General features: G+C 67.4%; 8 protein-coding genes. 4 read left to right on the top strand and 4 right to left on the bottom strand.

Annotated features, from left to right (window positions below; all coding sequences use genetic code 11):
- Positions 1–13: 13 nt before the first annotated feature.
- The 4 genes from manD to ACI8U3_RS11685 all read right to left on the bottom strand — a co-directional run bounded on the left by manD (position 14) and on the right by ACI8U3_RS11685 (position 7019).
- A complete protein-coding gene (gene manD / locus ACI8U3_RS11700; protein WP_415015054.1) occupies positions 14–1225 on the bottom strand; it encodes a D-mannonate dehydratase ManD in 1212 nt (403 codons plus the stop codon).
- A gap of 19 nt (positions 1226–1244) precedes the next feature.
- Positions 1245–2390, bottom strand: a complete 1146-nt coding sequence (locus tag ACI8U3_RS11695; protein WP_415015053.1) for an endo-1,4-beta-xylanase — start codon at positions 2388–2390, stop codon at positions 1245–1247.
- On the bottom strand, positions 2387–3700 hold the full coding sequence (locus tag ACI8U3_RS11690; RefSeq protein ID WP_415015052.1) for a cation:proton antiporter: 1314 nt from the start codon (positions 3698–3700) through the stop codon (positions 2387–2389). The genes ACI8U3_RS11695 and ACI8U3_RS11690 overlap by 4 nt, the downstream gene beginning before the upstream one ends.
- A 109-nt stretch (positions 3701–3809) precedes the next feature.
- Positions 3810–7019 carry a TonB-dependent receptor gene (locus ACI8U3_RS11685; RefSeq protein ID WP_415015051.1) on the bottom strand — a complete coding sequence of 1070 codons (3210 nt, stop codon included), beginning with the start codon at positions 7017–7019 and terminating at the stop codon, positions 3810–3812.
- A 290-nt stretch (positions 7020–7309) separates the two neighbouring features.
- Here ACI8U3_RS11685 and ACI8U3_RS11680 point away from each other — a divergent pair, with 290 nt between their 5' ends.
- Genes ACI8U3_RS11680 through ACI8U3_RS11665 form a run of 4 tightly spaced genes read left to right on the top strand, consistent with a single transcriptional unit; the run spans position 7310 to position 13205 of the window.
- Complete coding sequence (locus ACI8U3_RS11680) at positions 7310–8827, top strand: tryptophan halogenase family protein (RefSeq protein ID WP_415015050.1); 1518 nt, start codon at positions 7310–7312, stop codon at positions 8825–8827.
- Positions 8828–8829: 2 nt separating this feature from the next.
- A complete protein-coding gene (locus tag ACI8U3_RS11675) occupies positions 8830–10158 on the top strand; it encodes a tryptophan 7-halogenase (protein WP_415015049.1) in 1329 nt (442 codons plus the stop codon).
- Entirely contained in the window at positions 10155–11684 is a 1530-nt protein-coding gene (locus tag ACI8U3_RS11670) for a tryptophan halogenase family protein (RefSeq protein ID WP_415015048.1), read from the top strand. Before ACI8U3_RS11675 ends, ACI8U3_RS11670 begins: the two co-directional genes overlap by 4 nt.
- Before the next feature lie 6 nt (positions 11685–11690).
- Positions 11691–13205, top strand: coding sequence for a tryptophan halogenase family protein (locus ACI8U3_RS11665; protein WP_415015047.1), 1515 nt, complete (start codon positions 11691–11693; stop codon positions 13203–13205).
- The last annotated feature ends 57 nt before the right edge of the window (positions 13206–13262 follow it).

The following is a 13262-nucleotide window of genomic DNA, read 5'->3' as shown; positions in this document are numbered from 1 at the left end:
CGCAGGGCGCGTCTCACCAGTCGGTCATGGACCCGTCCGGAAGGCGTGCGATCGGCAGACAGGCGGGGCGGTATGGGTGCTGCGCCGCCAAAACCTCGTCGATATCCACGCCCAGACCCGGCGCCTCGCCCGGATGCATCATGCCGCTTTCGAAGCTGTAGGCATGGGGGAACACCGCATCCGTCTCGGCGGTGTGGCGCATGTATTCCTGGATGCCGAAGTTCGGGATCGACAGGTCGAAATGCAGGGCCGCCGCCATGGCCACCGGCGACAGGTCCGTGGCCCCGTGGCACCCGGTGCGCACCTTGTAGAGGTCCGCCAGGGCCGCGATCCGCCGCAGGTGGGTGATCCCGCCCGCATGAACCACCGTGGCGCGGATGTAGTCGATCAGCTGCTCCTCGATCAGGGTCTTGCAGTCCCAGATGGAGTTGAAGACCTCGCCCACCGCCAGCGGGGTGGTGGTGTGCTGGCGGATCAGCCGGAACCCGGCCTGGTTCTCGGCCGCGACCGCATCCTCCATCCAGAACAGACGGTAAGGCTCCAGATCCTTGCCCAGCCGTCCCGCCTCGATGGGCGTCAGTCGGTGGTGCACGTCGTGCAGCAGATGCACGTCACAACCCAGCGCCTCGCGCGCCGCGTCAAACAGCTGCGGCGCGGTCCTCAGATAGGGCTCGGTCGCCCACTGGGTTTCCGTCGGCAGGGCCGCGTCGGCGGGCTCATAGAACATCTTGTCTTTCGAGACGCCGTAGGTCCCCTTCACCCCCGGCACGGCGGTCTGCAGACGCACCGCCTTGTAGCCCTTGGCCACATAGTCCGCCGCCTGGGCCACGGTCTCGTCCACCGTCTCGCCGTTGGCGTGGCCATAGACCATCACGCCCTCGCGGCACGCGCCGCCCAGCAGCTGATACAGCGGCAGCCCCGCCACCTTGGCCTTGATGTCCCACAGCGCCATGTCCACCGCCGCGATAGCGGTCATGGTCACCGGCCCGCGCCGCCAGTAGGCGCCCCGGTACAGATACTGCCAGATGTCCTCGATGCGGTGCGCGTCCTTGCCGATCAGGCAGGGAATGACGTGCTCGGCCAGATAGGCGTCCACCGCCAGTTCGCGCCCGTTCAGGGTGGCGTCGCCCACGCCGCTGATCCCGGCGTCGGTCTCGATCTTCAGGGTGACGAAATTGCGCCCGGGACAGGTGACGATGGTGCGGGCGGCGGTGATGATGGGCATGGGGACTCGGAACAGAAGGCTAGCGCGCTGGGGCCGCCATGAAGGCGTCGGCGATGGCCTGACGCAGCGGCTTGGGCTGATGGTTCGCGTCATAGGGTGTCGGCCGCTTGGCGATGCCGTCGGCGCGCGGCCAGTTCTCCTGCAGCCAGGAATAGGAATCCATCATCCCCCAGGCCAGAACGTCCTTGGTCTGGGGATAGCTGAGCATCAGGTCCAGATACCGCCGCGCCAGCTCGGCCATGGCCTGATCCCGCGAGGCGATGTCCGCCGGCAGGTTCTTGTCGTGCACGTCGAACTCGCTGATGACGATGTCCAGGCCCATGCCCGTCACCTCGTCCATGAAGCGGCGCCAGTTGGCCTCCCGGGCCGTGTCGAAGCCGACGGAATCGTCGCTGTTGCCCGAACCGATGTGGCTCTGCACGCCCAGGGCGTCGATGGGCACGCCCCGCGCTTTCATGCCTTCCAGCAGCCGCAACACGCCCGCCTGGTGCGTCTCGTGGCCGGCCTCCCAGCTCATGTAGTCGTTATAGACCAGCTGGGCGTTCGGGGCCGCCGCCCGCGCCGTGTGGAAGGCCAGGTCCACGATCTCCTGATCGCCCAGATGCTGCGACAGGGCCGTGCGCCGCAGGCCGCCCGTGGCCGGGTCCACCGTCTCGTTGACCACGTCCCAGGAATCGATCCGATCACCGTACCGGCCGACGATGGCGTTGATGTGCTCCACCACCAGACGCTCGGCCTCGGCCGCCGGGCGCGCGCCGTAGTCGTGGGTCTCGATCCACTCCGGGAACCACTGGGGGTGATGCCAGACCAGGGTGTGGCCCCGCACGTCCATGCCGTGCCGGGCGGCGAAGTCCATGATCCGGTCCGCCCGCGCATAGTCGTAGGTGTTCACATCGGGGCGCAGCACGTACCACTTCAACTCGTTCTCGTGCACCAGCACGCCGCACTCGTGGGCGAGGATTTCGCGATAGAGCGGATCGTCGAACGACGCGGTCACCGTGCCCGGTCGCCCCGCGCCCACCGCGCTGCCGAAGCGCAGGCCCTTTTCACGGGCCAGCTGATGCAGGGACGGCGTCGGAAGGGCCGCCCCCCTCGCCGGAACGCTTTGACAGGCGGCCAGCAGACCAGCGGCGGACAGGCTGAGGGCCTGACGACGGTTCATCATGATGTCTCTCTTACGCTTGCAGCGCCGGGAGGCGCGTCGGGTTCAGGGTCAGTCAGACGGCCCAGTTCGCCGCGCGCCCGGGCACTGCGGCCATAGACGCGCTCAAACAGGGGCGAGGCCATCAGGGTGGTGGCGATGGCCATCAGCACCAGAATGGAGAACAGGGCCGGGCCGATCAGGCCGCGCTGCAGCCCGATGTTGATGATGATCAGCTCCATCAGGCCCCGCGCATTCATCAGGGCGCCGATGCCCAGTGCCGTGGCGTTGTCCTGGCCGGTCAGTCGCGCCGCCGCCCAGCAGGCGCCGAACTTGGCCAGCACCGAGCCTGCCAGCACCGCCAAGGCGATGACCAGCAGCGGCCAGCTGTCCACCGCCGTCAGCTGGGTGTTCAGGCCGGAATAGGTGAAGAACAACGGCAGAAGCACCACCACCGTGAACGGCTCAAGCTGCTTGCGCACCTGTTCGGCGAACAGCCCCTTGGGCATGACGGCGCCCAGCAGGAAGCCGCCGAACACCGCGTGAATGCCGATGGCGTCCATGGCGAAGGCGGACAGGGCGAACAGCATCAGGGTCACGGCCATCAGGCCTGGCCCGACCCCGCCGTCCCGCTGGGCCCGATCACCAAGGCGCGCCAGCAGGCGCCGCCCGATGGTGGTCATGAAGACCACAAACAGGGCCGCCCCGCCCACCGCCGTGACGGCCATGCCCGCGCCCGCGCCGAAGCTGGCCAGCACGATGGCCAGAATGATCCAGGCGCCCGCGTCGCCGATGGCGCCGGCCGACAGGGACAGCGTCCCCAGCGGCGTGCCCGACAGGCCGCGCTCATGGATGATCCGCGCCAGCATGGGAAAGGCGGTGATGGAAATGGCCGCGCCCATGAACAGCATGGCCTGGACCGTGGTTGCCCGCTCGCTGAACAGGCCCGGCGTGTTCAGCAGCCAGGGCGTGATCAGCACCGCCAGCAGGAACGGGGCGGCCGTCCCGGCGAAGGACACCGCCGCGGCGCTCTTGGCCTGACTGAGAAAATGGTCCGTGCGGAACCCCAGCCCCACCAGGAACATGTACAGGCCTACACCCAGCTGGGCGCCCACATACAGGACGTCCCGGGACTCCTCGGGAAACAGCAGGCCCTGGATTTCGGGCGTCAGCAGGCCGAACAGCGACGGCCCCAGGATCACCCCGGCGATCATCTCGCCCACCACCTGCGGCTGGCCCAGCCAGCGCTTCGCGGCCCAGCCCACGACCCGGCACGCGGCCAGGATCACGGCCAGCTGCAGAAAGAATACGACGCTCAACTCGGCGGCCGTCATGACCCGTACTCCGACACCGCCACGGACACATCACGCGGACGGCGGAAAAGAAAAAGGGGGCGGCCTCCGGCGAACCGGCGGATCCGCCCCCAAGTCGACCGATCAGCTCCTAGAAAGTCGCGCGCAGCACCACGGTGAAGCGACGATCATTCATGAACCAGGATCGTCCGGCCGTCAGGAGATCGTTGTTCAGAACCTGGCTGGTGCGGGTGACTTCATTGGTCAGATTGACCGCCTGCACCCCGATCCTGAAGTTGTCGTTGATGGTGTAGAAGGCCGAGCCGTCCAGCTGACCGCCGCCCTCCTGGATGATCGGGGCGAACGGCACGATCACGTCGCGCACCGTCACCACGAAGTCCGAACGGTAGGCATAGGCCAGGCGAAGCGACAGCGGGCCCTTTTCGTAGAACGCCGCGAAGTTGGCCGTGTGCTCTGACAGCCCCTGCAGCGGCAGCAGACCGGTGTCGATATTCGCCACCCGGCCTGACGCAACATCCGGGTCGGTGGATGACAGGGTGCTCTGGCTGACCCCTTCTGAGTCCACATAGGTGTAGTTGGCGTTCACACCCAGGCCGTCCCACGGCGCCGGCAGGAAGTCGTAAATCTGCTGATACGCCAGTTCGAAGCCCTGCACCGAGCCCGTCTCGTCGGAGTTGACCGGCTGGGTCACCACAGCGTCGAATGTGGCGCCGTTGTTGGTGAACTCGGTCCGGACGATCCCGTTGGTGATCACGTCCTTGAGGCGCTTGTAGAACAGCGACAGGGTGATCGAACCCACGTCATCGAAGTACCATTCGGCGGAAGCGTCAAAGTTTACCGAGTCGATCGGACGCAGGTACGCGTTGCCGACGCCGAACCGACCCGTGGGACGTCCATCGATGATGTCATCGTCCAGCACAGACAGCGCTACGTTGTAGTAGTTGCGGGTCAGGCCGATGTCGGGAAGCGTGATCGCCCGTGACACGCCGAAACGGAACTGAAGACCGTTCTGCATCCGCGCCAGCACGTTCACGCTGGGCAGCCAGTAGTCCAACGAGGTTTCGGCGTTGTCCTCGAACGTCGCCCCGTTGGCGAAGTCTCGCGCGTCCTGGCGCACCGCCGGGTCCAGCGTGCAGAACGCCGTCCGTTCCTCGCCGACTGGCAGGGGGGCGGTGCATTCGGCTTCGGTTGAGAAGGTCTGCTGGGTGAAGGCGCGAACGCCTTCGGCGCTGCGTTCCATATCCACATAGCGGATGCCCACATTGCCGCTCAGTTCAACGCCGTTCTGCAGGTCGCCCCGGAACCGCAACATGGCATAGGCCGCGTTGGTGTTCTCCTGAACCGGGTTGATCTCCTGCGGCAGGAACGGCGTGCCCGGGTTGACGCCGCATCGCATGGCCAGCGGCACCCAGTTCTGGGGGCATCCGTTGACCAGCCGCTCACGCCACTCGTCGCCCATCAACAAGGCGTAATCGACGTAGTCCTGATAGTTTTCAACGATGTTGGAGCCGTAGAACAGCCTCGGCTGCCCGCCCGTCGGGTTCGGCGCATCACCCTGCATGAAGTTGTCGAAGGCGAAGGGCTGGTGGAAGTCGGCAGGGTTGACGCCGCCGCCGGTTGTCGGATCGCCGTTGGCGGATTCATCGAGCCAGACAGGTCCGCCGCCGCCCCAGATCTCGCTGATCACACCCCAGTTGTAGGTGGTGAACCGGGTGGTCTGGTCCCGCTCCGACCGTCGCACGCCGAAGCGCACGGATTCCAGGATCGGCATGTCGAAGAACGCGTAGTCCACATCGACCCTGAACGCGTCCAGCGTGCCCTCGCTCTGCTCGATGTGGTCCATCGCCGAGCGTGAGAAGGTGTTGTAGGGGTTGGACAGGCTGTCGTTCGGGCTGACCCCGTAGGTCGGGCAGTTGTTCGTGGCCGGTCCGGTGCAGATGCTGCCGTCCGGAGCCCGACGATCCGGTGTCAGGAAGGTGACGATCGGAATGTCGTCGCCTCGCATCTGGATGTCGGCATATTGGAAGGTCGAGTTCCACAGACCGGCGTCGATCACGTCGACCGTCGAATCCACGTGCTGGTAATCAACATTGACGCGCAGACGTTCGTTCGGCGTCCACTTGAAGTTCAGACCGATGTCCGTCGTCACATACGTCTGGTCGACATCGCGGCGGATATTGTTGCTCTGCAGCCCCCAGATGGGCGTGCGGGGATCGGCGCCGTTCTGGTCGTCCCGCCAGCCGGTCTGGCCGGTGATGATGCCGTTGGTGAACAGGCCGTCCGGCCCGAACTCCAGGGTGGTGCCCTGAAGCGCCTGGGAGTCGCCGTTGTTGGACACGTTGTCGGTGGCGATCTCCATGGCGTGCTCGGTCCACGCCTGGGTCGAGTCCGACCGCAGGAACTGGGCCGTGGCCTCCATGGTCCGGTCCGGACTGCGCCACTGGCCGGCCGCCGCATAGCCGGTGCGCTCGCGCTCGAAGATCTGACTGCGGAAGGCGGCGCCGCGCGGGAACCAGACGTCCGCGACCTCCGTGCCGGCCGGTCCGACCACGTCGCCGTTGCTGTAGAGCGTGCGGGGCGCATAGTTGGAAATCTGCTGGCCGTCGCTGCGCGCGGTCAGTTCCGAATTCACCGCATTGAGCAGCAGGCCGAACTCGCCGGCCTCGGTGTCCCAGCGGTCGCTGTAGAGCAGCGACACGGTCGGGGTCCATTCCTCGGCGAAGTCGCCATAGCTGCCCTCGACCGAGCCGGCCAGGACGCGGCCTGGCGAGTCGAACGGGGTGCGGGTGCGCAGGTTGATGGTGCCCGAAATGCCGCCCTCGACCATGTCGGCGGACGGGTTCTTGAAGACGTCCACCCCGCCCATCAACTCGGCGGGCACGTCGGCGAAGCTCAGCACACGGCCGTTGGTGGCGCTGAAGGTGTCGCGGCCGTTCAGCTCGCTGCGCACCCAGGTCAGGCCGCGCACGACGACGCCCGATCCCTCGATGGAGAAGTGGTCAGGGTCCACACCGGCGCGGAAGCGGTCGATGGACACGCCCGGCACACGCTGCAGGGCCTCGGTCACGCTGCGGTCCGGCAGGGCGCCGATGTCCTCGGCGGTGATGGAGTCCACGAAGACTTCCGCGTTCTGCTTGATGTCCTGCGAACTGCGCAGGCTGGCGCGGATGCCGGTGATGACGACTTCCTCGACCTCGACGGCCTCGTCGTCCGGCGGCGCATCCTGCGCAAGGGCCGGCGTCGCAGCCATGACCGCGGCGATGGCCGCGATGGAGGCTCCGGCCTTCAGCCCGGCTCCGTATCGGACGGATTCCGCCCGTATTGTTCTTGAAGTATGCACCCGATTTCCTCCCCAGCATTTTCTTTTGTTAGCGCTACCAAAATCCAGCAGCGCAAAATGTCTGATTAATAGATTGGTAGACCAGCTTTTTCCCTTCCGCAAGCCCTCCTTTCCCTGACGGAAACAGGTGTCCACTTCCGCCACACTTGCGCTGAGCACGCCTCGCGAAACCCCCAACCACCTTGAAAAACATGGCCTTGTTCGACTTCTCGCGCCAGGCAAGCGGCATTGACGGCGCCTTTTTTCTGCCTCTAGATGGCGCGAAGGCGCTGTGGGGAGAGCGCAACACCATGTCTGACAAATGCATCGGTCGCGTGCTCATCGTTGGCGGTGGAACTGCCGGCTGGATGACTGCCGCCGCCTTGTCCGAAACCCTCAAAGGGCTGCCCCTGACGATCCGTCTGGTGGAGTCCGAGACCATCGGCACAGTGGGCGTGGGCGAGTCCACCATTCCCCATATCCGCGCCTTCAACGCGCGCCTCGGCATCGACGAGGCGGACTTCCTGTCCCGCACCCAGGCCACTTTCAAGCTGGGCATCGAGTTCCGCGACTGGGGTCGGCTTGGCGACAGCTACGTCCATCCGTTCGGCGCCTACGGGGCGGATCCCGCCGCCCACGAAGCCGAGCTGTTCCACCACCTATGGACCCGCGCCGGCGCGCCCAGCGCGCTCGAGGATTACAGCCTGCCCGTCGCCATGGTGCGGCGCGAGCGCTTCACCCACCCCTCCGACGACGCCGCCTCGCCCCTGTCGGCCTTCTCCTACGCGTACCAGTTCGACGCCTCCCTCTACGCAGCCTACCTGCGCCGCTATTCCGAGGCGCGGGGCGTCGTGCGCACCGAGGGCCGCATCGCCGACGTGGCCCTTCACGGCGAGACCGGCTTCGTCACCCATGTGACGCTCGAGAGCGGCGAACGCATCGCCGCGGACCTGGTCATCGACTGCTCCGGCTTCCGGGGGCTGGTGATCGAGCAGGCCATGAAGACCGGCTATCACGACTGGAGCCGATGGCTGCCGTGCGACCGGGCCGTCGCCCTGCCCTGCGCGCACGGCGGCGCCTTCCCTCCCGCGACCCGCGCCACCGCGCAGACGGCCGGCTGGATGTGGCGTATCCCGCTCCAGCACCGCGTCGGCAACGGCCACGTCTATTGCAGCGCCTTTCTGGACGACGACACGGCCGAGACCATGCTTCTGGAGCAGCTGGAGGGCGCCGCCCTGGCCCCGCCCAACCGGCTGCGGTTCCTCACCGGAAAGCGCAAGCTGCAGTGGAACCGCAACTGCGTCGCCATCGGCCTGTCGTCCGGTTTTCTCGAACCGCTGGAGTCTACCTCCATCCACCTGATCCAGGCCGCCATCGGCTATCTGCTGGACGTGTTTCCCACCGGTGACTGGGACCCGGCCGACGCCGCCGAGTTCAACCGGACCATGGACATGGAGTACGAGCGCATCCGCGACTTTCTGGTGCTGCACTACCACGCCACCGAACGTGACGATTCCGAATTCTGGAACCACTGCCGCACCATGGCCATCCCCGATTCCCTGGCCTCAAAGATGGAGCTGTTCCGCGAGCGTGGCGTGGTCGCCGCCTATGAGCACGGCGTCTTTCTGCATCCCAGCTGGGTCGCGGTTTACACGGGCCAGCACATCACGCCTCGCCGCTGGGATCCCCGCCTGAACCATCTGGACCCCGCCGCCGTGCGCGCCGATCTGGACCATCAGCGCCGCGGCATCACCGCCCTGGCCGAGCGCCAGCCTCGCCACGCTGACGTCCTGGCCGCCGCCCGCGCCGCCGTCATGGCCGAGGCCTGAGCATGACCACAGAAACCGTCATCGTCGGCGACGGCCCCGCCGCCTGGATCATGGCCCTGACCCTCGCCCGTCAGGCGCCTGCCCGCGTGACGGTGATCGCGCAGCCGTCGCCGGATGACGTCGATCCTTTCGGACCGGCCTTGACCGCCCCTGCCGCCGCCCGCGCCCACCACGCCCGCGCAGGGGTGAGTGAAGCGGAAATCATGGCCATCGCCGTGCCGCTGTTTGGCCTGTCGCTCGAGGGTTGGAGTGATGGCCCCGCCTTCGTTCCGTCCGGCCAGACCGGCGCCGACGCCTTCTCGGTCGCCTTCCACCAGCAACTGGCCCGGCTGGGCCGTCTGGATGCGCTGGCCGACCATTCCCTGTCCGCCCAGCTCGCGCGCGAGCGCCGCTACGCCCCGCCTTCGCGCGATCCGGCATCCTTCCTGTCGACCCTTGACCACGGGCTCAGTCTGGACGCCGCCGCCTATACAGCTCTCCTGCGCCGCCATGCCCAGAAGGCCGGGGTGACGGTCGTCGAAGGCTGGGCCGCGTCGGTGGAGCGCGCCCCGTCCGGCGCCCTCGCCGCCGTCATCCTCGCGGACGGCGCGCGCGTCGTCGGCGACCTGTTCATCGACGCTTCGGGCCCGGCCGCGGTCCTGACCGACACGCCCTTCCAGTCGTGGTCCGGCGATCTCCCGTTCGACCGGCTTCACGTCGCGACGAGCCCCGACGCCCGACCGCCGCTCTATCTCACCTTCCGCGCCACCAACGGCAGCCTCGAGCGCGCCGCCCCCCTGCCCGGCCGAATGGTCACGGCGCGTTTGACCCGGGGCGGCGACGGCGTCCCGTTTCAGCCCGGCCGCCGCGAGCGCTTCTGGGACCGCAACGTCATCACCGTCGGCGCCGCCGCCCAGGTCCTGCCGACGCTGAGTGCAGGGAGTCTGCACCTGATCCACCGCGCGGCGCATCATCTGCCCCGCCTGTGGCCCGCCGCGGCCGATCACGCCGTTGAGGCGCGCGAGTTCAACCGGCTGATGACCGCCGAGGTCGAGGCCGACCGGGACTTCGCCCTGATGATGCTGCGCGGTCAGGGCGCGGTCCCGACCGAAGCCGCCACCCACCGCCTTGCCCTGTTCGAGGCCCGGGGCCGGGTCAGCCGCCGCGAACACGAGCCCTTCACCCCCGGCTTCCTCGCCGCCGCCCTGCTGGGCTCGGGCGTCCGGCCCCGCTGCATCGACCCGCTGGCCGAGGCGCTGGACCCCGCCAAGCTGACCGCCCGCGCTGACCGCATCCGCGATCTGGCCGCCCGCACCGCCGCTGCCCTGCCGCCCTGGAGCTCCGCCCCATGATCCAGCCGGACCTGATCCGCAACGTCGTCATCGTCGGCGGCGGCACCGCCGGCTGGATGGCCGCCGCCGCCCTGTCGCGCCTCATCAGGAACGGCGTCACCACCGTCACACTGGTGGAGTCCGACGCCATCAGGACGGTGGGCGTGGGCGAGGCGACGATCCCGCCGATCCGCACTTTCAACGAGATGCTGGGCCTGGACGAGCGCGCCTTTCTTCAGGCCACCCGCGGATCCTACAAGCTGGCCATCGAGTTCGTGGACTGGACCCGTCCGGGCCACACCTATCTGCACCCGTTCGGCCCCTTCGGCGCCGACATCAACGCGGTGAAATTTCACCAGTTCTGGCTCAAGATGCGGCGCGAGGGCCGCGCCGCCGAATTCGGCGATTACAATCTGTGCGACGTGGCCGCGCGCATGAACCGCTTCGGCGCCGTGGCGCCCCAGCACCGCTCGCCCATGACCCGCATGGCCTGGGCCTATCATTTCGACGCCGCTCGCTACGCCCGTTTCCTGCGCGACTACGCCGAGGCGCGCGGCGTGGTGCGTCAGGAGGGCAAGGTGGTCTCGGTGGCGCAGCGCCCCGAGGACGGCTTCATCGACGCCATTGTGCTGGAGGACGGCCGCCGCGTGGAGGGGGAGCTGTTCATCGACTGCACCGGCTTCAGGGGCCTGTTGATCGAACAGACGCTCAAGGCCGGATTCGAGGACTGGAACCACTGGCTGCCCTGCGACCGCGCCGTGGCGGTCCAGTCCCTGAACGACAATGCGATCTCGCCTTTCACCCGGTCCACCGCCCGCGACGCCGGCTGGCAATGGCGCATTCCGCTCCAGCACCGGGTGGGCACGGGCTATGTCTATTCCAGCGCCCACATCTCCGACGATCAGGCCGCCGACACCCTCATGGCCAATCTGGACGGCAAGGCCATGACCGACCCCTGGAAACTCAGCTTCCGGGCCGGGCGCCGCAGGAGGGCCTGGGTCAAGAACTGCGTCGCCCTGGGCCTCGCCTCAGGATTTCTGGAGCCGCTGGAATCCACCAGCATTCACATGATCCAGGCGGGAATCACCAAGCTGCTGGCCCTGTTCCCGCACCACGGTTTCGACCCGGTGGCCATCGATGAATACAACCGCCTGACCAATGTCCAGATCGAGCAGATCCGCGACTTCATCATCCTGCATTACCACGCCAATGAGCGCACCGGTCTGGACCTGTGGGACCACGTGCGCACCATGCAGATTCCCGACTCCCTGCAACACAAGCTGGACCTGTTCCGGGGCGCCGGCCGCTTCTTCCGTCACGAGGACGAACTGTTCGCCGAGTCCAGCTGGATGGCCGTGCTGATCGGCCAGAACGTGATGCCGCAGCGCTACGACCCCCTCGTGGATTCCCTTCCCGAGGATGACGTGGCCCGGGCCATGGAGGAGCTGCGCACCACCGTCCGCGCCGCCGCCGAAAGCCTGCCCGATCACGCCGATTTCCTGGCCCGCCACTGCGCCGCGCCCGAACCCGAAGCCGTCCCTGCCTGAGGCCCCATGACCGAGCTCAATCCCCACCGAATCCGCAAGATCGTCATCGTGGGCGGCGGCACGGCCGGCTGGATGACCGCCGCCGCCATGGCCAAGCTGCTGGGTCGCGATTTCGCCGACATCACCCTGGTGGAGTCCGACGACATCGGCATCGTCGGTGTGGGCGAGGCCACCATCCCCCAGATCGGCATCTACAACCGCATGCTGGGGCTGGATGAGAATGAATTCGTCCGCAAGACCCAGGGCTCGTTCAAACTGGGCATCCAGTTCGTGGACTGGGGCAGAAAGGGCCACACCTATTTCCACCCCTTCGGTCCGTTCGGCGTGGACATGGAGGGGGTGTCCTTTCACGCCTACTGGCAGCGGCTGCATCTGGCGGGCGACCCGCACCGGCTGGAGGACTATTCGCTGCAGGCCGTGGCGGCGGCCGATAACCGCTTCATGCGCGCCATCGACGCCGGGCGCTCGCCCCTGTCGAAGATCGCCTACGCCTTCCACTTCGACGCCGGGCTTTACGCCCGATTCCTGCGCGAGTTCGCCGAGACCCGCGGGGTCGTGCGCCGCGAGGGCAAGGTGGTCGATGTGGAGCAGCGCGGCGAGGACGGCTTCATCCAGGCGGTGAAACTGGAAAGCGGCGAGCGCATCGAGGGCGAGCTGTTCATCGACTGCTCCGGCTTCCGGGGCCTGCTGATCGAACAGACCCTCAAGGCCGGTTACGAGGACTGGACCCGCTGGCTGCCCTGCGACCGGGCCGCCGCCGTGCCTTGCGAAAGCGTGGCTGACTTCACCCCCTACACCCGCTCCACCGCGCGGGAGGCCGGCTGGCAGTGGCGCATTCCGCTGCAGCACCGCACCGGCAACGGCTACGTCTATTCCAGCAATCACATCACCGACGAGCAGGCCGCCCACACCCTGCTGTCGAACCTGGACGGCAAGGCCCTGGCGGACCCGCGCTTCCTGCGCTTCGTCACCGGGCGGCGCAAAGAGGCCTGGGTCAAGAACGTGGTGGCCATCGGCCTGGCGTCCGGCTTCATCGAGCCGCTGGAGTCCACCAGCATTCACCTGATCCAGAGCGGCATCGCCAAGCTGATGCAGATGTTCCCGGACAAGCGCTTCGAGCCCGCCGACCGCGAGCGCTTCAACCGCATGACACAGCTCGAGACCGAGCAGGTCCGCGACTTCATCATTCTGCACTATCACCTGACCGAACGGGACGACACGCCGTTCTGGGACCGCTGCCGCACCATGGACGTGCCCGACAGCCTCAAGGAGAAATACCGCCTGTTCGAAGGCTACGGCCGGATCTTCCGCGAGAATGACGAGCTGTTCAACGACACCAGCTGGATGGCCGTCATGGTGGGCCAGGGCCTCAAGGCCCGCGGCTACGATCCCGTCGCCGACGTCCTGAGCCTGGACGAAACCCGCGCCCGCCTCGAGGAAATCCGCCGCGTCATGCGCACCTCCGCCGACTACATGCCCCTGCAGACCGAGTTCATCCGCAAGAACTGCGCGGCGGCCTGAGGTCTCGATCCCGCCGTCGGCCCGGGCGGGTCAAGCGCGACAGTCGCCCGGGCATGG

This window comes from Brevundimonas sp., from assembly GCF_047617075.1.
In the GTDB taxonomy this organism is placed as follows: Bacteria; Pseudomonadota; Alphaproteobacteria; order Caulobacterales; family Caulobacteraceae; genus Brevundimonas.
The sequence above is the reverse complement of the archived record's forward strand: the minus strand, read 5'-3'. Positions and strand labels throughout refer to the sequence as shown.